Raw genomic sequence first — 25,089 nt, forward strand, 5'->3', positions numbered from 1 at the left:
AATTAGCGTATAAGAAATACTGCCAGAATTGTAGTTAGTGTTCCAATAGCCGATATTAATACACTATTGTTTTGATTGTATGTAGATTGTCTAATTCTTGCATTATTTGGCTCAACATAAATGACATCATTTTGTTGCAAATAATATGCTGGAGAATTAATAGAGTTAATAGATGTCAAATCAATTTTAGTAAACTTCTTGACTCCTTCAATTTCTCTTATTATCATTACGTTTTTACGACTACCAAATATTGTAAGGTCATTTGCTAATCCTAAAGCTTCTAATAAAGTAATACGTTCGTCTTGAATAGTAAATGTACCAGGTCTAGATACTTCACCGATTATGGTTACGGTGAAATTAGCTAATCGTATATTTACAATTGGATCTTTGGCCATTGTACTGATCTTTTCGGTTAAAAACTTTGTAAGTTCTGTCCTTGTCATACCAGCAACCTTAATAGTACCTAATACTGGAAATTCAATATTACCATTATAATCCACCAAATAGGTTTGCATTTGAATGTTGCCTTGTGCAACAAGTAGGTTAGTAGCATTATTTGATATTACAGGTAAATTAAAAGGTCTAACAGTGTCTGGATCTAAGGCTGATACATTAATAGTCAATATATCGTCTGTTTTGTAAATTAACTGTTTTGGCTTAGATGCCATTTGATTGTCTTCTACTAATTCATCTTGAAAATAAACTAAGTCCTTACGCGAGGCACACGATGTCGATAAAACAAGAGTTAAAATTGAGACTATGAGTATGCGTGTTTTCATTTAATTGTTGTTTAGTTATAATTGGGGGTTATTTTTTAGAATCTAATACTTCATAAGTCGAATTATTAGATATGTATTCTGGAATTAATGCTTTAATAAAAGAAACGATTTCTAAAGGCTGCGTTAATGTTTTTATGACTGTTAATTTATTGATTTGGTTCTCAACGGTTTCAATATCTATATGACGAGATTTTGCAATCATTATTTTTTCATGATATGTTTTTTTAGTATTTTCACCATGCGCTAATAATTCTTCATAAATTTTTTCACCAGGTCTTAACCCTGTAATCTTAATCTCGATGTCTTCTGGGTAGCGCAGGCCAGACAGAATAATCATATTTTTTGCAAGATTAAAAATCTTAATCGGTTTACCCATATCAAACACAAATATTTCCCCGCCGTTGCCCATTGCTGCTGCTTCTAAAACCAATTGACATGCTTCCGGAATAGTCATGAAATATCTGGTAATATCCTTATGAGTCACCGTTAGTGGTCCACCTTGTTCTATCTGTTTCTTAAATAAAGGTATAACAGAGCCGTTTGAACCTAATACATTTCCAAATCTCGTCGTAATAAATTTCGTATTACCTTTTCCTTTTAGACACGTTACGTATAATTCAGCAATTCGTTTAGTCGCACCCATTACATTTGTTGGGTTTACTGCTTTATCTGTTGATATTAAAACAAATTTGTCTACGCTGTGCTTAACTGAAATATCTGCTACATTTTTAGTACCACCAATATTTACACTAACTGCTTCAAATGGATTATTTTCCATTAACGGTACATGTTTATATGCTGCAGCGTGAAATACAACTTTTGGTTTGTATTGATTAAATATGTGATCAATTCTGGTTTTATTTCTAACATCAGCAACAATGACGTCTATATTAGTTAACCCTTGTTGTCTAAACTCTTGTTGTATATCATATAATGCAGATTCAGCATTATCGACAAGTATGAGTTTTTTATAGTTATATAGACTTATTTTTCTGGAAATCTCGCTACCTATAGAGCCGGCAGCACCAGTGATAAGAATAACTTTATTGTCGTATTGATCTTCTAAATCAGGGTTTTTAATATTAATGGGTTCTCTACCTAATAAATCTTCAATTTTAACCTCTTTTATTTGCCCAACGCTTAAATCACCATCAATCCAACTCTGAACAGGTGGAACGATTTTTACTTTAAGGCCAAGTGTAAAGAGACTTCCAGTGATTTGTAATAATCTAGCTGGATCAATATTTTGAATTGAAATTATAACATCTTCAACATTATGCTTTTTAATAAAGGCTTCATCAATAGCCGAAATATGGTAAACCTTAACCAAATTAATTTTTTTACCAATTTTACGCTCATCATCATCAATAAACCCAACTACCTCTAATCCGTTTTTAGTGTCATTTTTAATAGCGTCATAAGTAAGCATGCCAGAATTACCAGCACCAAAAATCAATACATTTGAAATTGTAGTAAAGTCTTGGGTAATATAATTATAAAGGGATTTAATAAATAATTTGGCACCTATTAAGAATAGTATATTTAGTAATAAGTGAATATAAATGATGGAACCAGAAATATTAAAAATGCTATCATCAGCGCTAAACTTTCTACTTATAAAAGTCACACAAATTAAAAGTGTTGCTAATATGTTTGTACCAATGATAAGATTTACAATGTCTTTAAAACCAGTAAACCTAACCACACCCTTATAAGAACCAACAGATAATAAACTAATTACGGACACTAAGGCAACATAAGGCAGTTGCTCTAGTAACATGTAAATATCAAAATCGAACTTAAAATTAAAACGTATGAGATAGGCTAAGAAAAACGTCACTAAAATGATTGATACATCAAATAATAGCACAAGCCATTTTGAGGCATATTTTTGAGAGATTCTATGTAGAAACTTCACCATCATACTGCAAAATACGTTTTTATAGCTAAAATCACTCTATTTAATTCGTTGTCAGTGAGATTAGATCCACTTGGAAGACATAAACCACGGTTAAACAAATCGTCAGAAACACCATTTTTATACATTGGTGCATCTTTAAATATGGGTTGTTGGTGCATTGGTTTCCAAAGAGGTCTCGATTCAATATTTTCTTTTTCTAATGCTAATCTTAACTCTTCCCTTACCTTTAAAGAAGGGAGTAATATGCATGTAAGCCATCTATTAGAAAAATAACCTTCTGGTTCCTCTAAAAATGTAATAGCATTGTTATTTTTAAATGTCTGTTTATAAAACTCATGGTTGCTTCTGCGCTTTGCGACGTGACTGTTTAAAATTGTCATTTGACCACGACCAATACCAGCTACGATATTAGACATTCTGTAATTATAACCAATATGAGAATGTTGATAATGCGGTTCATTATCTCTTGCTTGTGTAGCTAAGAATACAGCTTTATTTTTTAAGGCTTCACTTCGTGCAACTAAAGCACCACCACCAGAGGTAGTAATAATTTTATTGCCATTAAATGAAAGAATTGAGATGTCTCCGAACGTACCACATTTTTTACCATGATAGGTACTTCCTAAGGATTCTGCACTATCTTCAATAATTGGTATTTTGTAATTATCAGCAATAGCTCTAACTTCATCGACCTTATATGGCATACCATATAAATGAACTGCAATAATTGCCTTAGGTGTTTTTCCTTTGGATATTCTATCCTTTATAGCAATTTCAAGTTGTTCTGGGCAAATGTTCCAGGTGTATTTTTCGCTGTCTACAAAGACAGGTGTGGCTCCTTGATAGGCTATTGGATTAGCTGAAGCAGAAAATGTTTTGCTTTGGCATATAACTTCATCTCCTTGTGTAACATTTAGCAGTATTAAACCTAAATGTAACGCGGAAGTACCAGAAGCTAATGTGGCAACATAAACATCGTCATTTAAATAAGCTTGAAGATCGTTCTCAAAACCATTTACATTAGGACCAAGAGGTGCTACCCAATTAGTGTCAAACGCTTCTTTTATGTAGAATTGCTCTTTGCCACTCATATGCGGCGAAGACAACCATATTTTTTGGTTCATAGGTTATTCTTTAAGTTTTAGCCTAAAGGTTTATATTTAATTTAAGGTGTTTGGGACCTAATAAATTAATAGCTCAATTATGCTAATATATGGTGTAATAAACTAATGCATCAAACAAATATTAATTATTACGACAAACGGTTTATTTTAAACGACATATAAAGACAGAGAGCAAACTAAACGTAAAAAAATCAGATAAAAAGTATTAAGAATTCAAGAATTGATTTGCCAAATTAGACATTGTAATACTATCAAAATTATTGCGTTCGTGCAATTGTTTATAATGCTTAAAAATGGATTCTAAATTCTGAAAATTTTCTTCTATGTTATTGGCAAAATTGTGAGGATGAAACCATAAATGAAAAATTTCATTGTTTTCTGCTGCTTTTGTCATCGATCTCTTAATTCGTTTTACCTTAAGTTTTTCAATAGCTTTGAGTTTAGCATTGTATGGTCTCAGGAAGCGGCTTGCTGGAATATTAATTATTCCAGAATTTTTAGAATTGTAGTCTTGAAGTTTATAGGTATTTTTGCCTGAGATATTTACATAGCTATCAATGACTCTACAAGCCATCATGGCGTATTCTTTGATTTGTATTTGCCTGGAATCATTGTTGAAATTAAACCAGCAATTACCACGATATGTTGAAATACCATATTCTTCACACACCTTTATATATTCAGGTATTGATTGGTTTCTTGGGAAAACAATGCTTGAAATAGTTGTATTCTGAGATTTGCTTATTTCTATCGCAGAACTAATGTCATCTTTAAAATCATTAATATTCTGACCATCTTCATGACAATAATAATGGCTAAAGGTATGTGTGCCTATTTCATGTAAGGATTGGTTGGCAACTTTATTTACCAGTGATTTTGCAAAATAATATTTTTCATCTTCAGGTTGAATTTGATCTAGTAGCTCATAGGTATTTAGTAACTTGTTGGTATAATTAGGTTTACGTTTTGGGAGAAAAGCTATTATTTCGCGTTTATTTTCAGCAAAAAGCATACCTACGGTAGCGAAAGTAATACTGACATTATATTGGTTGCATAACTCCAATAATTTTTCAATAACGTTTTCAACATTAGATAGTTGTGATTTGCTATCTTCTAAAGTTCTATTGTCAAAAAAACCCCAATGCAACTCAAAATCTAGTGATATTACAAATTTCCCTTCATTCATTTAGGCTCGGTATTTTGGAAAATAATCAGTGTTACTTTTATCTTTAGAAAGGTCGCTATAAACGTCTTCATTTACAACATATTTCCAGATTTTAAATGCTCTAAAATCTTTAGAAAACGATGCCTTAAACTCAAATAGAGTATCTTTTTCACTACCTAATCCACCACCTAAGTTAAAGAATTTATAACCTTGGTTATGGGCTTGAATCCGCATTTCATCTAAAAATAATTTAGAAGGCTTTAATCTTAAAAAGTCCGTTCGCGTACCAGATAAATGAAACTGAACGATATCTTTAGTTTTAATAAACATTGAGCCTGCAATATATTTTTGAGTTTCGTTATCCTTTACCATTAATATATCCGTTTCAAAATCTGTAATTTCCATAAATTTTAAGAAATAAGATTCGTCAAAATAATAATGATCATCGGCGTTCAATCGTTTCATGTTTTCGTAATAAATACTAATAAAATCTATAATATCTTCTTTCGTTTCTGCTTTTACAACCTCACATTGACGTCTTAGTTTATTTATCTGATTTTTATTAGACTTACTATAAGCTCTTCGCGATTCATCTAGTGGTAAGGTGACATCTATATTTACAACAGCGCCCAATTCAACGACTTCACCCAAACCATCTAATATTTGATTTTGTTCAATGTAAGGATGTAACCTACTAAAAACTGAAACAATATTTTTGCTGATTAGGTACTCATTTAAAGATTCCTGAAATTTAGTTCTTTCTGCTATTTCAAGTTCACTGGTATTGCTCAAAGGTCCGGCATAGCCGTAAACTGAAGTGAAATCAAAATATTTAGTATTGGGAATTGATCTTAGGACTAATGGTAATAAAATAGTAATGCCTTTAGTCTCGTATTGCAGCATAATTGGACTTTCATTTTCACTACATGAAATCTCATGATAATCATAAGTATGGTAAAAGTCGTAATTATTTACTTCTGCTAAAGCTTTAGCCCATTCTGATTTTGAGGTTATTTCATTAATTTCGCTTAGTTTGTCAGTAAGCATTGATTGATATTGAGGAAAAAAATCGGTCATATAATTTATAGGGCTTTCAATTCCCATCTTAATCATAACTAATGATTTATAAATTTCTGGATTAATGACTTTTCTGCCAGTAAAATACTTAACAACACCATTTGGAAAAAACGACTTCTTATATTTAAAAATTCCATCATCACTGCCGTAGCCACCACCTAAAGTAAAACTTTCGAAACCCTGTTGATTAGCCCATAAAATGATTTCATGCTTTAATAGATCGTTTGGTCTTTTTTTAAAATAATCAGATTTTGTTCCTCCTATAAAAGAAAATATTTCTGAATTAGAGCAAAGAATTAGTTCTGATGCTACAGGTATGTTATTATAATATGCAACTGCAATGGCATTATTATCTGGATACTTATCTATGAAGCTAAGTACTTTTTCTTGGCTAAAAAAGAAGGTTTCTTGTGCTTGCTTTCTTCGCATCGTTTCTAGATAAATATCGTAAAATGTATTAAATATTTCTGAAGTTATATTGTTGTAATATATTTTGACACTAATACCTTCTCGAGTTGCTTTTTTTATATTCTTCCTAACTTTTCTGTCATAATTTTCTAGAATTGTTGTCTCTTCAGATAATTTACCTTTAATATTTAAAAGTGTCTCTTTTAATTCGCCAGTGTAATCTAGATAATTTCCATTTAGGCTGAATCTTATAAATTCAGACACCACATTATTATTAGCATACCAATTATCTACTAAATTCCAAAACGCCTTTATAATTTCAATTTCGGTATTTTCTTTAATCAAAGGACCATTATAGCCATAAGTAGATTTTACATCGTAATACTCAAGACTTTCAATGTGACCTTCTATGGGCTTGTAATAAAAAGGCATTAAAACCAATGGTTTGTTGGTTTTATCTAATAGAATAAATGCAAAACAATCGTTTAATCCAGATGAAAACACATCAATAAAATCAATCTTGTAATACGGATTGTCGTCTTTAAAGGGTGCAAGTGCGTCTTTGTATTTGTCTACATCACCAGAAATCGTAAGGTTTAGAATTTGTAATGTAAAGTTGTTCATAATTAGATAATAGCCAGGTTTTAAAATTTTATCTTAGCTGTTATTTTGTTCTGTACCTGTAAACAAAGGCATGTCTAAGGATTCTGAATTATTGATATCGCTCTTCTTTATGACCTTATAAAATGTTAACCAAAGTATTTTTAAATCTAATAAAAACGATTGATTATCTACATAGTAGACATCGTACTTAAATTTCTCTTCCCATGTAATGGTATTTCTTCCATTAATTTGGGCCCAACCGGTAATACCTTGCATAACATCATGTCGTCTATTTTGTTCCTCACTGTAATGTTCTAAATATTGAGGAATGAGTGGGCGAGGACCGACAAGGCTCATATCGCCTTTGAGGATATTTATTAATTGCGGAATTTCGTCGAGTGAGTATTTTCTGCAAAAGTCTCCGGTTTTTGTAACACGTTCTAAAGCTGGTAATAAACTACCATTAGCATCAGTTTTATCATTCATGGTCTTAAACTTAATGATGGTAAATAGTTTACCTTGTTTACCAGTTCTGGTCTGATAGAAAAATGGTTTACCATTGTTTGAAATACTCAGTATACTAAAACCAAGAAAATAGGCGAGATAATAATTAAGCCTATTAGTGTAGCAAAAAAATCAAAGAGTCGTTTAAAAAGTTTTGAATACAACATAACTTAAGCCTCTAAAGATTTATAAAGTTTTAAAAGTTCGCTCCAAATCAATTCACGATTATAATTTTTTAAAATATTTGATCTGGCTGCATTAGCATAAGCTTTAGTTTTTTCAGGATTATTTAGTAGAAATTCCATGGCGTTTATGATGTCTTCTGTAGATTTTGGTTGTATAATAATTCCATTTTTATCATTGGTGATTATCTCATTACACCCATTAATATCTGTTACTATACTAGCTATTTCCATAGCGCAGGCCTGCATTACAACATTTGGAAACCCTTCTCTGTAGCTAGGAAATACTAAAGCATTAGAAATAGAAAAATAAGGTCTAACATCGGTTTGCCAGCCTACAGAAATTATATTTTTATTGCTTTCAATACTGCTCAAAGTAATGTCTTTTAGTGGGTCTAATTCTGTTTCTAATGTACCGACCAATAAAAGCTTAATATTTTGATTTGTTTCATTTATTAGGCTGAATGCATCAATTAATTCGTTGATTCCCTTGTCAGTGACTAATCTTCCGACGAATGTAAATACAAAATCTGTATCTGATATATTTAGACTTCGTTTTAATTCATTCTGCTGATTTTTAGATATATTAGATTTTTTAAAATGTTCTGTATCAATACCATTAGAACTTCCTTTACCAATGACTTTGAGTTTGTTATCTTTTGTAAACTTATTTTCTTTTACAATTTCAAACAACCCAAATGAGTTAGGTAGAATTAGTGTGGCATTAGCATAGGTGATTTTTTCAACGATATTAAGTAAAGTTCTTTTTGCTCCTTTAGCTTCGAGTAAAGGTAATCCTGCAATGGTATGCAATCTATTAGGAACTCTTGCTAGTCTGGCCGCTATCATACCCAAAGTACCTGCTTTTGGTGTATGTGTATGAACTAAAAACGGTTTTTCTTTCTTTATTAATTTGTAAAGCTTATAAAGTGATTTTAAATCTTTAAATGGCGAAATGGTGCGTGTCATTTCTACGACTTGAGTGTTAATGCCTTCATTTTGTTCCACATCTTTGAGATGAGTACCAGAGCTAGAAACACCTAAAATTTCGTAATGATTATTCATATACTTTAGCTGACCTTTTAGCAAAATGCCCAAGGATGCAGGTACTGTCGTTATGCGCATAATCTTCTTTTTCATACAATTATAGCATTGAATACGTGTTTAAATACCATTTCTGAAATGCATAGAAGCTCCACACACGTAAACTGTTATCTTCTTTACCTGAAATATGATTTTTTACGAGATTACTGATGAAGTTCTCATTAAAAATTCCTTGGGTTTCTAAGAATTTAGGCTTGATAAATGATTCTAGTTCTGGTTTAAGACTTGCTCTCATCCAATCACCAACTGGGACACCAAAACCTTGCTTAGACTTTTCTAAAAATCCTGGAGGAAATTTGTCCTTAAACGCTTCTTTTAAAATATACTTTTTATTCCAACCTTTTAGCAAATAATCCTCTGGTAGTGAGTTGGTTAAATTCCAAATCGCTTTATTTAAAAATGGTGCTCTGCATTCTAACGAGCACAACATACTCGTTCTGTCTACTTTTACAAGCATATCTCCCTCTAAACTCACATTCTTATCAACCATTCTAAAATCTGTGAGATTTTTTGGGTTATGCTGATTGTATCTGGTTTTAAACTCTGCAAAAGTGTCTTCAATAAGTCTATTGCTTTTAAGTAGTTGCATTTTTTCCTGATCTGTAAATGCTAATGAAATAATATTCCAATATTGATTACCATCGTAGTTAAATGCTTTTAATAGGCGGTTTAGTTTAAATCGTTTTCCTCGATTATCATCTTTCGTATTTAATAATCCTGAAGATAATTTGAGTATTTGTTTATGTATGCCTTTTGGTACGATAGAGGTGTACTTATTATTAAGTTTACCCATATAATATTTATTGTATCCACCAAAAACCTCATCTCCACCATCCCCTGTTAAAGCTACCTTTACGTAGTCACTGGCATGTTTTGAAACTAAATAAGTTGGTAATGCAGAAGAATCCGCAAAAGGTTCATCAAAATTGAGAAGAATGTCATCAATGCCGTTTCTAAAATCATCTTCCCTAACAATAAACTCGTGATGATTACTATTGATAAGGTTAGCTACTACTTGCGATTTGTCAGTTTCATCATAGGTTTTCTTTTCAAAACCTATTGAAAATGTTTCGACTTTTTCTGAAGAAATTTCAGCTAAACTATGTGTTACTACTGAAGAATCTACTCCACCAGATAAAAATGTGCCTAAAGACACATCTGCAATTGATCTACTTTCTACACTTTTAATCACCTCATCTCGAACTTGCTTTTTAGCATCTTCAAATGAAATGTCTTGTTTTACGATTGGTTGTTGTTTTTCAATTTCGTGAATTGAAAATGAATCTGAACTTAAATCGAAATCAATAAAATGGTTACATGGTAGCTTAAGAATATCTTGATATATTGAATATGGCGCAGGTATGTATGTTAACCTAAAGTATAAATTTAAGCCTTCTTTACTAATATCTGGTTTGTTAGGAAGGTAATTTACAAGAGATTTTAACTCAGATCCATAAACAAAATCTGTTTTAGTTTTAGTGTAATATAATGGCTTTTCGCCAAAAAAATCACGAGCTATAAAAACCTTATTTTTGTTTTTATCATGAATACTAAAGGCAAACATGCCATCGAGATATTTAAAGGCATCGACTCCTTTTTGCTCATATAATTTTAAAATAACTTCAGTGTCGCTAGTGGTTTTAAATGTTACACCGTCCTCTTGAAGCTTAGCTTTTAATATTCTGTAGTTATAAATCTCTCCATTAAAAACAATACCTATTTGGTTATCATCCGTATACATCGGTTGTTTACCTGTACTCAAATCTATAATAGATAATCGACGCATAGCCATTGCCACGGAAGAAGATTCTGAAGTAGCTGTATAGAAGCCGTCTTCATCTGGACCACGATGAAAAATTAGCTGATTCATTTTAGCCAAATCTTCACGTAGTTGTCCTACGTCTTTTTTAGTATTACTTATTATTCCGTTAATTCCGCACATTCAATTAGCCGTTTAATAGATGTTTAACTTGAACATAAATATTTGGTATGTCGTTCTGTTTTGCTCTTTCAAAACCAACCTCACTGTAGTGTTGTCTCGCTTCAGTATTGTCTTTAAAGTATTCTAATGCTTTAGCCAATCCTATGTCATCATCTACATTGACCATCAAGCCATATTTACATTTTACAAAATCTCCATCTTTAATCTCAACAGGTTCGTTACCATTTAATAATTCTAATGGACCTGTTTTGCAATTTGTAGATATTACAGGTAAGCCAGAGGCCAATGCTTCTAAAACTACATTTGGAAACCCTTCCGTATTAGAGGACAACACAAAACAATCATTTTTTAATAAATAGTCTTTTACATTAGTAACATTACCTAAAAATGTAGTTTGTTCATTAAGTCCGAGATTATTAGTATATGATTTTAAATCATTTTCTAAGACACCAGCACCAGCTTGAGTATAATGATAGTTCACTTTTTTTAAATGAGACATGGCACTTACAATCATTTTTTGATTTTTAGCCTGGTATATACTTCCAACACTAATAAAGTTTAGTATTGGTTTCTCTTCTATTGATTCTGGCAAAATTCTTTTATTCTCATCAATACCTATAGGATTATAGATAACTGACATCGGTATTTCTACTTTAAAATTCTGTTTTAAATCCTCATTGATATTTATTGAGTTTGAAAATAAAGCATCATTCTGATTATAATATTTTGGTATAACAAAATTAGCTATAAACTGAGATGATTTGTTTGCTTTATACATTAATGACGGAAAGCACCTTTCGCTTATAACCGTTCTTAATTCTTTATTTTTCTTGCCAACAATTCCATTAACTATATTGGGTAAAGCCAAGAATGCCATCGAAATATCAATATTGTTTTCTCTAACAAACATGTTGTATTTTTTAGAGGCTTGCAGTGTCTCTTTAATTTTTGTAAAAAAGGTGTTTTTTAGATTATTTTCTGGAAATAAAATCTCAACATGTACACCATCTGGAATTTCGAAATCTATAAGCTCTTTGAATAGCACTAAGGACACATTATAGTCTTTAACCAAATGTGGTAAGAAGATACTTATAACACGTTGTGCACCGCCAAAAGCCATGTTAAGTGAGAGTATACTTAAGTTTTTCTTATCCATTATTACTAATTAACAAGACTTAAAAATAGGTCTTTATACTTTTTTAAAATTATCTGAGAACTGTAACGACTGCTGATAGTTTCGCTAACATCTTTAGCTTTAAAGTTATAGTCTTCATTTATTTTTTTTAAGCTTTCTAAAAATGCAGCTTCATCTTTTACAATATGTCCATTCACACCTTCATATATAATTTCATTAATACCACCTGGTGCATTAATGGCTAAAACAGGAGTACCAACCATACAACTCTCTATTACTGCATTTGGGAAGCCTTCAACATAAGAACCTTGTAGGTATAAATCACTCTCTGCTAACAGTCTCGGCACTTCTTTTGTAAATGGTATATGGGTGATTTTATCTGTTAAACCATAGTCTTGTATTAAGTCAAAAATAATTTTTTCCTGAGCACCTTTTCCAATAATAGTATAATGAAAGGGAAAGTCTAGTTGCGACAACGCTTTTAAAATTCGCGGATGGCCTTTTTCTTTATCAAATCGGGCAACAGTAATAAACCGTATAGGTTTGTTGACAGGTGTATTTTCTTTTACTTTAAAATTATTGGTAACCGGATTATTTATTAAAGCGAGCTTTTCTTCTTTTATTGAATACGACTTTTTTAAATCATCTAGCATATCCTGAGATTGACAAATAACTTTATCGAAAAAATTGAATCGTTTATCTCCTAAAAAATGAATTGGGTTTAACTTATTTGGTTGGTCAAATGTTTCTAGAACACTTAGTACATTAACTTCGCGCGCTACAAATTTAATTTTTGGAAAAAATAGAGACATGTATGCTGTTACGGTGTTGAGATGACCAATGGCACTAACTACAATATCTGGTTTTTCTCTTTTAATATATTTATATAACGGCAAAATGCCATTTAATACCCTAGGTTGCTCTAAATAAACGATATTAATATCACTGATATCATAAGAAGCATCACTTCTATGACCAACAATTAATAATGTTGAATTAAAGGTATCACTATCAATATTTTGAGCAATAAATGATATGACACGTTCAGCACCACCAGGTAATAAATTTGGAAGTGCAAAAGTTATATTTACTTTATCTGATGGCATGCCCTTCGCTGTTTTTATTTAACCATTGTTTAAGCACAAGTAGTTTCCAGATTAATGGATAATGATTCCAAGTACCTTTTAGATGCTGATCAATTTTTCCTTGTACATTTTTTACGTCAATACCTGGTATTTGTTGTAATCCATTTTCATTTAATTCTGATAAGACAAACTCTTTTAGATCTTCTCTAAACCATTTTTCAAATGGCATAGTAAAACCTGCTTTTGGTCTATCGAAAATCGCTTTAGGTACGTGTTTGTATAAAACATCCTTTAAAATTCGTTTCTGATTTCCCTTGTAATATTTAAATTCAGTAGGGAACGCTCTTGCTAGTTCTACAACACGATAATCCATAAGAGGAGCACGTGCTTCTAATGAATATGCCATAGTTGCTCGATCTACTTTAGTATTGATGTCCCAATTTAAATAGGTTTTAATATCATAATCTGAGACGCGTTCAAGCAAGTTTTTATTATTGTGGATTAAATATTTTAATTCCTCTGTATTTTTAAAATCTGAACCTGAACTAATCCATGATAAATCATGCCCTGTAATAGCATCAATATAGGCCTGACCAATATTTTTTGACTTCATTATTTCTGAAATAATTTTAAGTCTGTAATGTGGTGCAATTGACATCAATTTAGAAATTACTAATCTAATTCCGTATGGAATCTGAAGAATTTTAGATCCTTTTTTTATCCAATTGTATCTATGGTATCCTATAAAACTTTCATCACCTGCATCACCAGATAAAGCTACTGTAACCTGCTTTCTTGTATGTTTAGCTAGTAACATTGACGGAATAGCTGAAGAGTCTGCAAATGGTTCATCATAGTAATGACTAAAATTTTCAATTAAGTCAATCCCTTCATTATAATTACATTCTATAACGTTATGATCAGTTTTTAAATGATTTGCGACTTGCTGCGCATATATACTTTCATCAAATCCTTTATCGTTGAATTTTACTGAAAATGTTTTCACTTTAGCAGCTGATGTTGTTGTTGCCAATGCAGCAATTAAGGAAGAATCTATTCCTCCAGATAAAAACACACCAACAGGTACATCTGCAAAAAGCCTTAGTTTAACGGCATCTGTTAGGGTTGTAGATAATTCTTCTTGCGCTTCGTCATAACTTCCAGTGAATTTGTTTTTCCCTTCATGATCAATGTCCCAATAAACCTTAGTTTCTAGCTGTCCTGTGTTTAAATCAAACACAAGTGAATTTCCTGGCAGTAACTTTTTAACCTCATTAAATATTGATAATGGATCTGGTATAGTCTCCCAGGTGAGATAGGCATCTATTGATTTTTTTGAAATGCTTAAATTTTCATTATATAGCTGAATTGAAGATATCTGACTTGCAAATTCGAAGTCTTTGCCGTTATGATAATAGTAAAAAGGCTTTTGTCCTAATCGATCTCTCGCACCAAAAAATGTATTGTTTTTCTTATCGAAAATCACAAAGGCAAACATGCCATTAAAATGATTTACGCAGTCTTCACCATATTCTAGGTACGCCGCGCAGATTACTTCTGTATCACTTGTGGTATGGAACGCGTATCCTTTTTTATGAAGTGTGTCTTTAATTTCTTGAAAATTATAGATCTCGCCATTAAAAACAATTTCAATATTTTCTAAGTAAGAAAATGGTTGATTTGATCTTGCATCTAAATCTATAATAGATAACCTGTTATGGCCAAATATTATGGAGTAGTTGTCCGTTTTATAAAACTCCCAACCCATTTGGTCAGGACCTCTAAAAGCAGTACGAGCAAGTTTGTTTTTAACTTGCGACTCATTATATTGAACTGTACTTCCGTAAATTCCGCACATAGTATTATTTTATTTGTAAACCTTTGCCATTAACATTAAGCCATTGTTTAAGCACTAAAAGTTTCCATATCAATGGATAACGATTCCAACTACCGTCCATGTGTTGTTTAATTCTAAACTTAACTTCATCTACATTAATACATGGGATTTTTTGTAAACCCTTATCGCTTAATTCAGACAAAACATAATCTTTTAAATCGTGTCTAAACCAATATTCAAAAGGCATTGTAAATCCGGCTTTAGGCCGGTCAAAAATGTGTTCTGGTACATGTTTATACAGTACATCTTTTAAGATGCGTTTTTGATTATTACCTTTATATTTAAACGATGTTGGAAGTGAGCGTGCAAAATCTACAATACGATAATCCATTAAAGGGGCACGAACTTCTAGTGAAAAAGCCATTGAAGCTCTGTCCACTTTGGTGTTTATATCCCAGTTTAGATAAGTCTTAATATCAAAATCGCTAATACGTTCAAAAAGATTTTTATGGTTGTGCTCTAAATATTTCATTTCTTCAACCAAATTATAATCTCTATCTGTATCTAACCAGGACTGATCAACGCCATTTAATGCCGCTAAATAAGCTGAACTAACATCTTTTATTCTTAGCCCTTTTGCAATGACATTAGCACGATAATTTGAACTGAGATCAAATGCACTTGCAGCCATTTTTCTTAAAACTAATGGTGCTTTAAATAAATTACTTCTGCTTTTTGCCCATTGATATCTACCGTAGCCTATAAAACTCTCATCACCTGCATCACCAGAAAGTGCTACTGTAACTTGCTTTTTAGTATATTTAGAAAGTAACATGGACGGAATAGCAGAAGAATCTGCAAATGGCTCATCATAATATTGAGAGAAATTCTCTATTAAATCAATGCCTTCATTATAATTGCATTCAATGACATTATGATCTGTTTTTAAATGATCTGCAACTTGTTGAGCGTAAATGCTTTCATCAAATCCTTTTTCGTCAAATTTTACTGAAAAGGTTTTAACCTTAGCAGATGATGTTAGTGTTGCCATAGCCGTAATAGCAGAAGAATCTACACCACCAGATAAAAATACACCAACAGGTACATCTGCAAATAATCTAAGTTTTACAGCATCGGTTAATAATTCTTCTAGCTCATCTTTGGCATCGTTATAAGAGCCTTTATATTGGTTTTTGCCAGTATAGTCAATGTTCCAGTAGGTTTTTGATTTAAATTTACCAGTATTAAGGTTAAACGTAAATGACTTTCCTGGTTCTAATTTTTTAATTTCATTAAATATCGAAAATGGTTCTGGTATTGCTCCCCACGTTAGATAATATGAAATTGCCTCATTTGATATAGATAAATTAGAATGGTGTAATTGTATTGATGATATTTGGCTTGCAAATTCAAAATCTTTACCATTATGGTAATAATAAAAAGGCTTTTGTCCTAAACGATCTCTAGCACCAAAAAACTGTTCTTTTGTTTTATCGAAAATTACAAAAGCGAACATTCCATTTAAATGATTTACACAGTCTTCACCATATTCTAAATATGCTGCACAAATAACTTCTGTATCACTCGTTGTATGAAATTTATAGCCTTTTTGAGACAATTCTGTTTTTATATCTTGGAAATTATAAATTTCGCCATTAAAAACTATCTCAACCGAATTGTGATATGAGAATGGTTGATTGGATCTAGAATCTAAATCTATAATTGATAATCTGTTATGGCCAAAAACAATAGAGTAGTGGTCTGACTTATAAAAATCCCAACCCATTTGATCTGGACCTCTAAAAGCAGTACGAGTAAGTTTATCCTTAACCTCTTGCTCGTTATATTTTAATGTAGTTCCGTAGATTCCACACATGTGTTCTTATATATTAATAGGTTTTAAAAATTTAGGGTTGTCGTCTTCTTTCTTTTTATCTAATTTAAGATTATGATATACCCATAGTGTAATTAACATTACATAGGTTTGCTCTATAAAATTGTGTAATGTCAATAATAAACCCGATATACAAATTGTAAGTAACATGAGGTATATTTTTGACTTAAAAAGGGTCAATGATTTAAAAAATATGTAGGCATAAATACCAATAAAAAGCAAGAAAGGAATTATGCCTGCCTCACCAATAATTCTAAGGTAGGTATTATGTACACCAATGGTGTATTTTATTTCGTTTGTTTGCCCACTAAAATATTTATAACCTTTTCCTATTAAAGGTGCATCTAAAATGTCATCATAGTACATTTCCCAGGTTTCTGTTCTATTATCATCAGATGCTGTTTCTTTATCTAATTTGTAATCTAATAAACCAGTCAATAGTTCTAACCGTTCAGTATTTAGTTTTAATGCAGAGCTTAAACCTACAAACACAAACAACATACCTAGACCTAAAAACAAAGCCTTTCCATTTTTAGGATTTTGGAATATTGAAATAATATTCATTAATACCCATAAAACAAAGAATGTTCGGGAGAACGTTAATACACCACATAGGGTAACACTTAAAAGTAAAATGAGGCGGATTGTCTCATTCTTGAATGAATAAGTTAATGCACATGCCATTATACATATAAAACCAGCCGCATTAGGGTTAAAAAACAAACCACTATAACGACCAAAATTATTTGGAAAGAATACGGCGTTTATTAGAATGCTTAATGCACCTATAAAAAGTACAACGAATAGTTCTGTTAAACTGGTATGTCTAGCCAGTTCACTACCGCAAACAATAAGTACGATATACTTTATAAAATCAAAATAAAAGAAACTATCTGGTGAATAATTAATACCAGACAAAACGAAAAATAATATAGCAAAGACTAAAAATATCCATGGAGGATTATTTTTTTTCTCTAAACCATAATAAGTTAATAATAGTACAAAACTCACATAACTAAATAAACTACCCATACCAGCTCCAAATATCAAGAGAAAGAACCCTGGAATATTGAGTAGGATGATTATTAATGTTATGTATCTCAGTACTTTCATTATAAATTATATACCATTTTGATTACCTATTTTTATCGGAGTTTTATTAATCTGCCGAATATAAACATATAATGTTAAACAATTAAAGAGGTAAACTATTGATGTTGCAAGTGCTAGACCATATACACCAAGCGTTTCTATAAGAATATAATTAAATACAATATTGAGAATTAAACTCAACAGGGAGGTAAACACCATAAAATTATTCTTATTTATTGCCGTTAAGTATCTTACCATTACTATTGAACATATGTAAAATGGTATTTGTAATAAATACATTTGCTGAATTCTAGAAACAATTACAGTGTCTGCAGATGTAAAAGAATCTCTTTCAAAAAGTATACTAATAACTGGAGTACTAATTAAGACTAATACTATTACAATTAAAATACTTATAACTATAATATATTTTAAAGTTTGTATAAGTTTATCATAAACTAGTTTTTTGTCTTCTGCAGCAAAATTTGAGAAATATGGCAGTAAAACATTACCTATTGCAATGGTAAATACCGTTATTATAATTGCAGGTACTTTTATACCATAGTTTAATGCTGCTATAGAACCTATGACGAGTTGTGCAGAGAAATACTGATCAACAATTGGGTTTACACCAATTAACAATCCAGCAGTTATTTTAGAAGGAAATTGTTTTAGCATTTCAATAATATTCACCGAATGAAAATTAGGTTTGCCAATTTTTAAGATATTCTTGTTAAGCACAAAAAAGAGTGCAATTAAGAAACTTACAATACTGCCCGCTAGTGTACCAACTGCTAAAACTGTTTCACCAAGTTCCTCCTTAAAGAAAAATAAGCAAGTAAGAATCCCTAGTGGAATAAATGCATCACTAATTGAAGATGATTTAAAATCATCATAAATAGTTAACAACCCATTGAGGACAGATGTAAAACCCCAAAGTACAATACATGGAGCTAAATAATAAAATTGAATATTTATGAGCTCATAATACCGTTCCGTATGTCCGGAAAAGAATGTTTGAACATAAGTATCCGTAAATAAGACTGCTATAATCACAAATAGAATTGTAATAAAAGCAGTAATTAAAAATACTGTACTTTGAAATGAGTGTATCTCTTTAGTTGTTTTTCGTTCTTTTACGTAGTTAGGTATAAAGATGCTTGTTAATGCACCCATAAATACACTACTTATAAAACCAGGAATAAGGCCTGCGATAAAAAACGTATCTAATAGTTCAGATAATCCGAAATTTTCAGCAACTACAATTTCCTTAAAAAAGCCTATTCCTTTAACAACAACAGTTAATATACCAACAATAGCAATATTTCGTATTGTAGCATTCTTTAAAACAGAATTGGTGATATGTTTTACTGAAAATTTAATAGTTAATTTTTTAAAGTGTTTTATGTATTAGCTTGTTCCAACTTTCAATAACATGTATTGGAATGTACTTAGTGGCTGATTCGTGAGCGTGATTTCCAATTTCTTGTCTAAAGGTTTGATTGTCTATTAGTATTTGAAGTTTTTCGGTCATCTTATTCACATTATCTATACCTATTAACAAACCATTTTTATTATCCTCAATTATTTCTGATGGACCATAAGGACAATCTGTAGAGACGCATGCTAAACCAAAATACATAGCTTCTATCAAGACATTAGGAAATCCTTCTGACCTTGACGTAAAGCTAAATATGCTAGCCTTGTTATAATAGTCAAATACATTTTTTCTTTTGCCTTCAAAAATTACTTTATTTTTGAGATTTAAGTTGTAAACCAGATTCTCAAGATTTTTTCGCTCTTCGCCATCACCAACAATTACGACTTTCCAATCGTTTGTATTTAATTTTGCAAAAGCTTTAATCAAAATATGTTGAGCTTTATTAGCGTCCAGCCTTCCAACTGTTAGAATTATGTTTTCTCTATTAACAATTGCTTTCTTTTTATCAACTAAACTTTGTGCAATAGGGTTAGGTAAAATGGTAATTTGTTCAGGAGGAATAACACTATTAAAGTTGAGCTTATTTTGCTCGGTCTGTACCACAAGCCAATCAGCATATTTATAAGTTAACTTTCTTAAATTTCGCCAAAGTATATTTGGTATGTATACATTTGGATTAGACCTTTCGCTAATTATAGATTTTATTTTTAATCGTTTACTAGATAATACAGATAAAACATTAGCAGTAATCGTAAAACCAATAACTAGATCGATAGCATTTACTTTAAGTATCTTGGAAAGATTGGAATAAAGAGAATAGTTGTTTTTAATTGCAGCCCATATGTTTTTACTAATAATCGAAGCTTCAGAACAATTTATTTGCGTAATCTTTTTGTCTAAATTGTAAAATGAATCTCCTTGAGCTAATGTAATGACATACACATTATGAATATGGCATAAGCCATTAGCTAAGTTCACAGTAACGCGTTCTGCGCCTCCTGAGCTTAGACTAGGTAATACAAAGGCTATATTTTTAGTTTTCAAAATAAGATTTGAGGCAATTAATTGAATAACTGTCGGCTAATTTAATTTTTATACCCTACAAATTATACTATCATATCAAATTTTGGATGAAATTCAATAGATAATGGTTAAACGACAAAGAACTGTAATTTATGAGGTTTTAAGGTAATATCCTATAACTATTCGTTGGAACTGTTTGATTCAATGTTTTTAGTTAAGGTTTGTAGTATTTTATTTTAGAATGTTAAACTTTTTTAAAAAGCATCCAAAGGCATTAATTGGTCCGTATATAACCTAAAATGATCGTTAAAATTTAATTAAATAAATAAAATCTTACAAAAAATTACATTTCGTCGAAAAATATAGCGTTTTGACCTGTATTTGAAATATAATTTTTTAGATTGCCATTAGTTGCAAGAAAAATTGCGAAAATTATGAAAGCCCCAAACTCTGTAACAAATTACATTTGTAGTGTAATACCCTGCTTCGTATTAACACTTTTTCTAACATTATTAACTAACAATCCACTTCATGCTCAACTAGCATTTCCAACTGCTACTGGTGCAGGTGCCTATGTATCTGGAGGAAGAGGATACCCGGTTTATAAAGTGACCAATCTTCAAGATTCAGGTCCTGGAACATTCAGACAAGCATTATTAAATTGTGAAGCCAATGGTGGTGGTAATATTGTGTTTGATGTTAGTGGAACAATAATCTTAAATGGATTGTTAAGCATAAACAACCTTGTTAATGTTACAATTGCCGGACAAACAGCACCAGAAGGAGGAATTACTATTGGAGGTACAGGTACTGCGGATGGTCAATGGTCAACAAGTCCAAAGATTCTAATAAATAACTTAGACAATGTTATTTGGCGCTATATGAGATTTAGACAAGAATTTGTATCGTTAAATCATGACAACCTTATTCTTAATAGTGCGACTAATTTTATTGTTGATCACTGTTCTTTTGCTGCAGGTTCAGACGAAGGACTTGATACAACTAATTTAAACGATAATTTCACTATTCAAAATAATCTATATGTTATGTGTAAAACTGGTAATATAGTTGGGAGTAGTGACAATATTTCTCATGCATCTACCGTCAGTTTTAATCGAAATGTGTTTTATAATACATCGCATAGGTTTCCTAATGCTTCAGTAAGCGGAAGACATGATAATATTAATAATATTTCCTGGAATTATGTTGCACGACTTTGTGAGGTTCAAGGTGAAATACAAATGAATCATATTAATAATTACTATGCATCTATCTATGGTGAATTAGATAATCCCGCAGATGGGCCATCTTATGCCTTAGGTAGAAAAGGAATGTTATATCGGTGGAATAACGGAAGTGAAGGTACAGTAGTAACACCTCCTTCAATTTATACAGCAGGAAATATACTTGAACAAACGATAACTGATCCAAATGCTGATAATTGGCAATTTTGGCATTGGAGGTTTGATGCTCCTGCAGTGTCAGGTTACCAAGGTCAACTAGCTGAAGAAGGACTTCCTAGCGATTTACAGGCAGACATAATGTTTCCTCTTTTGGGTGAGGAATTTGAGATTAGAACATCAGCTGAAATTAAGCAACAACTACCAGATGAAGTTGGAGCTAATGCAAGACTAGATGAAAATGGTGATGTTGTTGAAGATATTGATGCTGTAGATTTAATTGCGATTAATAACATAAAAAATGATATTAAAGTTTACTATAATCAAGGTAATTTTTACGATGAGCACACGCAATATATCAGAGATTTTTGGGAAACATTCAGTACTACACCAATAGCGGTTAGAAATGATGATACCAATGGCGATGGTATACCGGAAGCTTGGGCTAATGCTAATATGCCTAATGACGCTGTTTATTCTGATATTGCCAACGCAGAAGGATACACTTATTTTGAACTTTATATCAATTCAGTGGATGCTGCAGAGTCTAATGAAATGGTTAACGTTACAGGTGTTTCAGTAACACCAAACAACTTAGACTTAAATATTGGTGAATTTGCACAAGTAAGTGCTACAGTTTCACCATCTAACGCAACAAACACTACAGGGCAATGGTCTAGTGAATCTCCAGGACTTGCCAGTGTAAATGATAATGGAGTAATTAGTGCTTTAACTGATGGAAATACTACAGTTACTTTTACTACAGATAATAATAACTTTTCAGCCGATGTAAATGTCACTGTTAATAATCAGCTCTTTGGAACATACGAGTTGTACAATGCAGACTCTGATGCACTTGTCAATACAATAAACAATGGTGATAGTTTTGATTTAGCGGTAGTTGGAAACCAATTGAATATAAGATCTATCCCAAAGAATGGAGATTCCAGTGCAGACGTGGAAAGTGTTAAAGTGGACTGGTCTAAAGAAGGAAACTCAAATGAAAATGGTAGCCGAATAGACAATACAGCTTTTTATACTGCATTAGCTGATAGTTTTGGAAATGACTTTTTACCTTATGAAATATCAACAGGAACCTATAATTTCACCGTAACTTATTACAGCGATGATGATGCTTTGGGTGAAATTGTAGCAATAAATTCCTTTTCGATAAGTTTTTTTGATACAGCGCTCATTGCGAGCGCAGGAAATGACCAAACAATATGCGAAGGTGAGGAAGCTATTTTAAATGCGAGTGGATCAGATAGTTTCTTATGGAATACAGGAGAAACGACAGCTAGTATCTCTGTTAGCCCAAGCACAACAACAACATATACAGTAACCATAGATGATGGCTTTGGTAATACAGATACAGATGATGTTACAGTTTTTGTAAATGAAATTCCAGAGCTCGTTGTTAGTGAAGATGTTACTATTATGGCAGGTGATTCAACAACCTTAACTGTACAAGGAGCAACAACATATCTCTGGAGTACAGGTGAAACAGCAAGTTTTATAGAAGTGAGTCCTTCAGATACAACTACATACACCGTAACTGGTTTTAATAATGGATGTGAAAATACAGTTCAGGTTGTAGTAACTGTAATTCCTGAATTAAATGCAAATGCTGGTGAGGACGTAACCATTTGTTTTGGAGAAACAGTTACATTAAACGCTTCAGGTGGTGTTAATTATATATGGAATACAGGAGAAATAGATTCTATTATTGAAGTAAATCCATCCGTTACAACAATTTATACGGTAACGGCAACTGATGCTTTTGGCAATTCTGACTCCGATAGCGTTACAGTAACTGTTAATGAAATACCAGTTGTAACTGTAAGTGAAAATATAGAAATTATTGAAGGAGATAGTATAGAATTAGCAGCAAATGGTGCCACATCATATATATGGAGTAACGGTGAGACATCTGCTTCAATTCTAGTTAGCCCTTCAGAAACCACAACATATTCGGTTGAAGGTACAACTAATTCTTGTTCTGATACAGCAGAAGTTACTGTAACAGTTATAGGGCAATTTCAAGCTTCAGCAGGTACAGATGAGCGGGTTTGCGACAACTACGATTATGAAGTTACTTTAACCGCAAACCAAGGTGATAGTTATTTATGGAGTACAGGTGAAACAACACAAAGTGTAAATGTGAGTCCAATGTCTACAACAACATACTCAGTTACTGTGACTTCTGGTATACAGCAAGATACGGATGATGTGACTGTATATGTAGACCCATATCCAAATGTTGTTATAGTTAATGGTGATAGTGTAGATATTTTAAATGGTGATTTCATAACATTATCAGCCACTGGAGCTAATTCTTATGAATGGAATAATGGTGCAACACAGCCTAATATTGCTGTTAGTCCATCTCAATCTACCACGTACTCTGTAAAAGGGTATATTAATGATTGTTACGATGAAAAGGAAATATCAGTAAATGTTTTTCAACCAGTTGTTGCAGATGCAGGTGAAGATAAATTTATTTGTTTAAACGAGGTTACGACCTTAACAGCAACTGGAGGGGATGAATACTTATGGAGTACAGGAGAAATCACTCCAACAATTGAAGTTTCACCGAACCAAACTACTGATTACACAGTTACTGTTTTTAATGCTGTAGATTTTGATGAAGCTTCAGTAAGAGTGGAGGTAGATTTAGATTGTGATCAAGAGCCTATAGAATCAGAACAACCATTAGACTTTTCTTTTGATGTCTACCCTAATCCTGCTACCGATTATATAAATGTAAAATTATCAGGTACTTTGATTGTATCAGACATTTATTTATATGATTTCACAGGAAAGTTAATTTATCAAGCTGAAATTTCTAATGACAATATCAACTTGTCGACTACAACACAAATAGATGTTAGATCACTAAATTCAGGGATTTATTTTGTAAAACTAGTAGATGGAGGTAGAGATGTCACTAAAAAATTAATAGTCAATTAATTACGTCTGTAATCAATTTGAGTTATAGTAGCGATAGAGTCACAGTTTTTAACAATGAGTATCATTTCTTGATCTTTATAGCTGTTATCTATATGATAAACTTTGCATGAATCTAATTTGGTATTGCTCTTAGCGAAATCTACACTTCCATATTTTATTAGATTAATAATAGTGGTAGAATCTAATTGTTGCTTATTTACAAAATCAATTGTCTCTTGAGAATAAGCTATAGTTTTAGAGCTAATATTTTTAACAGTTCTTGCATTAGGGCTGTAGTCGCAAGATGCATCTTTTCCGTTTAGAAAAAACATTAATATTACAAGGCCTATAGCAAAGCCACCAAGGTAATAGCCTAATCGTTGTACAAATTTCATAAGTAATTCCTGCTAAAAGAGGTTTCTAT

16 protein-coding genes and 1 pseudogene are annotated in these 25,089 nt (G+C 31.7%); 1 reads left to right on the forward strand and 16 read right to left on the reverse strand.

What is annotated here, in order from left to right:
* Positions 1-2 precede the first annotated feature (2 nt).
* From ACTG3Y_RS01915 to ACTG3Y_RS01985, 15 genes and pseudogenes are all read right to left on the reverse strand, one after another.
* Positions 3-779, reverse strand: a complete 777-nt coding sequence (locus ACTG3Y_RS01915) for a polysaccharide biosynthesis/export family protein (RefSeq protein ID WP_439151234.1) — start codon at positions 777-779, stop codon at positions 3-5.
* A 28-nt stretch (positions 780-807) separates the two neighbouring features.
* Positions 808-2,703, reverse strand: a complete 1,896-nt coding sequence (locus ACTG3Y_RS01920; protein ID WP_439151235.1) for a polysaccharide biosynthesis protein — start codon at positions 2,701-2,703, stop codon at positions 808-810.
* Entirely contained in the window at positions 2,700-3,824 is a 1,125-nt protein-coding gene (locus ACTG3Y_RS01925) for a DegT/DnrJ/EryC1/StrS family aminotransferase (protein WP_439151236.1), read from the reverse strand. The genes ACTG3Y_RS01920 and ACTG3Y_RS01925 overlap by 4 nt, the downstream gene beginning before the upstream one ends.
* A 205-nt stretch (positions 3,825-4,029) precedes the next feature.
* Positions 4,030-5,010 (reverse strand): polysaccharide deacetylase family protein, encoded by a 981-nt coding sequence (locus tag ACTG3Y_RS01930; RefSeq protein ID WP_439151237.1) that lies wholly within the window; start codon positions 5,008-5,010, stop codon positions 4,030-4,032.
* On the reverse strand, positions 5,011-7,098 hold the full coding sequence (locus tag ACTG3Y_RS01935; RefSeq protein ID WP_439151238.1) for a peptidoglycan bridge formation glycyltransferase FemA/FemB family protein: 2,088 nt from the start codon (positions 7,096-7,098) through the stop codon (positions 5,011-5,013).
* A gap of 33 nt (positions 7,099-7,131) precedes the next feature.
* A pseudogene (locus ACTG3Y_RS01940) lies at positions 7,132-7,745 on the reverse strand (sugar transferase).
* A gap of 6 nt (positions 7,746-7,751) precedes the next feature.
* Positions 7,752-8,903, reverse strand: a complete 1,152-nt coding sequence (locus ACTG3Y_RS01945; protein ID WP_439151239.1) for a glycosyltransferase family 4 protein — start codon at positions 8,901-8,903, stop codon at positions 7,752-7,754.
* A gap of 4 nt (positions 8,904-8,907) precedes the next feature.
* The gene (asnB, locus tag ACTG3Y_RS01950; RefSeq protein ID WP_439151240.1) at positions 8,908-10,809 is read right to left on the reverse strand and encodes an asparagine synthase (glutamine-hydrolyzing); all 1,902 of its coding nucleotides are present in this window, start codon (positions 10,807-10,809) and stop codon (positions 8,908-8,910) included.
* Positions 10,810-10,813: 4 nt separating this feature from the next.
* Positions 10,814-11,965 carry a glycosyltransferase gene (locus ACTG3Y_RS01955; RefSeq protein WP_439151241.1) on the reverse strand — a complete coding sequence of 384 codons (1,152 nt, stop codon included), beginning with the start codon at positions 11,963-11,965 and terminating at the stop codon, positions 10,814-10,816.
* 5 nt (positions 11,966-11,970) lie between these two features.
* On the reverse strand, positions 11,971-13,050 hold the full coding sequence (locus ACTG3Y_RS01960) for a glycosyltransferase (protein ID WP_439151242.1): 1,080 nt from the start codon (positions 13,048-13,050) through the stop codon (positions 11,971-11,973).
* Positions 13,037-14,887, reverse strand: coding sequence for an asparagine synthase (glutamine-hydrolyzing) (gene asnB, locus ACTG3Y_RS01965; protein ID WP_439151243.1), 1,851 nt, complete (start codon positions 14,885-14,887; stop codon positions 13,037-13,039). Before asnB (ACTG3Y_RS01965) ends, ACTG3Y_RS01960 begins: the two co-directional genes overlap by 14 nt.
* A 4-nt stretch (positions 14,888-14,891) precedes the next feature.
* Positions 14,892-16,742 carry an asparagine synthase (glutamine-hydrolyzing) gene (gene asnB, locus ACTG3Y_RS01970; protein WP_439151244.1) on the reverse strand — a complete coding sequence of 617 codons (1,851 nt, stop codon included), beginning with the start codon at positions 16,740-16,742 and terminating at the stop codon, positions 14,892-14,894.
* Between the two features lie 6 nt (positions 16,743-16,748).
* The gene (locus ACTG3Y_RS01975; protein ID WP_439151245.1) at positions 16,749-17,873 is read right to left on the reverse strand and encodes an O-antigen ligase family protein; all 1,125 of its coding nucleotides are present in this window, start codon (positions 17,871-17,873) and stop codon (positions 16,749-16,751) included.
* Between the two features lie 6 nt (positions 17,874-17,879).
* Entirely contained in the window at positions 17,880-19,259 is a 1,380-nt protein-coding gene (gene murJ, locus ACTG3Y_RS01980) for a murein biosynthesis integral membrane protein MurJ (RefSeq protein WP_439151302.1), read from the reverse strand.
* Entirely contained in the window at positions 19,246-20,337 is a 1,092-nt protein-coding gene (locus ACTG3Y_RS01985; protein ID WP_439151246.1) for a glycosyltransferase family 4 protein, read from the reverse strand. The genes murJ and ACTG3Y_RS01985 overlap by 14 nt, the downstream gene beginning before the upstream one ends.
* Before the next feature lie 413 nt (positions 20,338-20,750).
* Between ACTG3Y_RS01985 and ACTG3Y_RS01990 the strand changes: the two genes are divergently transcribed.
* The gene (locus ACTG3Y_RS01990) at positions 20,751-24,686 is read left to right on the forward strand and encodes a T9SS type A sorting domain-containing protein (RefSeq protein ID WP_439151247.1); all 3,936 of its coding nucleotides are present in this window, start codon (positions 20,751-20,753) and stop codon (positions 24,684-24,686) included.
* Here ACTG3Y_RS01990 and ACTG3Y_RS01995 read toward each other — a convergent pair.
* Positions 24,683-25,060, reverse strand: a complete 378-nt coding sequence (locus tag ACTG3Y_RS01995) for a hypothetical protein (RefSeq protein ID WP_439151248.1) — start codon at positions 25,058-25,060, stop codon at positions 24,683-24,685. The two genes, ACTG3Y_RS01990 and ACTG3Y_RS01995, sit on opposite strands and share 4 nt — an antisense overlap.
* Positions 25,061-25,089: the final 29 nt, after the last annotated feature.

The sequence above is a fragment of the Winogradskyella sp. genome (assembly GCF_965656915.1).
Classification (GTDB): Bacteria; Bacteroidota; Bacteroidia; order Flavobacteriales; family Flavobacteriaceae; genus Winogradskyella.

Coding starts and splice junctions, on each gene's coding strand:
- ACTG3Y_RS01915 (WP_439151234.1), bottom strand. CDS start 779: ATGAAAACACGCATACTCATAGTCTCAATTTTAACTCTTGTTTTATCG.
- ACTG3Y_RS01955 (WP_439151241.1), bottom strand. CDS start 11,965: ATGGATAAGAAAAACTTAAGTATACTCTCACTTAACATGGCTTTTGGC.
- asnB (WP_439151244.1), bottom strand. CDS start 16,742: ATGTGTGGAATCTACGGAACTACATTAAAATATAACGAGCAAGAGGTT.
- ACTG3Y_RS01945 (WP_439151239.1), bottom strand. CDS start 8,903: ATGAAAAAGAAGATTATGCGCATAACGACAGTACCTGCATCCTTGGGC.
- asnB (WP_439151243.1), bottom strand. CDS start 14,887: ATGTGCGGAATTTACGGAAGTACAGTTCAATATAATGAGTCGCAAGTT.
- ACTG3Y_RS01935 (WP_439151238.1), bottom strand. CDS start 7,098: ATGAACAACTTTACATTACAAATTCTAAACCTTACGATTTCTGGTGAT.
- asnB (WP_439151240.1), bottom strand. CDS start 10,809: ATGTGCGGAATTAACGGAATAATAAGTAATACTAAAAAAGACGTAGGA.
- ACTG3Y_RS01930 (WP_439151237.1), bottom strand. CDS start 5,010: ATGAATGAAGGGAAATTTGTAATATCACTAGATTTTGAGTTGCATTGG.
- ACTG3Y_RS01990 (WP_439151247.1), top strand. CDS start 20,751: ATGAAAGCCCCAAACTCTGTAACAAATTACATTTGTAGTGTAATACCC.
- ACTG3Y_RS01920 (WP_439151235.1), bottom strand. CDS start 2,703: ATGATGGTGAAGTTTCTACATAGAATCTCTCAAAAATATGCCTCAAAA.
- ACTG3Y_RS01960 (WP_439151242.1), bottom strand. CDS start 13,050: ATGCCATCAGATAAAGTAAATATAACTTTTGCACTTCCAAATTTATTA.
- ACTG3Y_RS01925 (WP_439151236.1), bottom strand. CDS start 3,824: ATGAACCAAAAAATATGGTTGTCTTCGCCGCATATGAGTGGCAAAGAG.
- ACTG3Y_RS01975 (WP_439151245.1), bottom strand. CDS start 17,873: ATGAAAGTACTGAGATACATAACATTAATAATCATCCTACTCAATATT.
- ACTG3Y_RS01995 (WP_439151248.1), bottom strand. CDS start 25,060: ATGAAATTTGTACAACGATTAGGCTATTACCTTGGTGGCTTTGCTATA.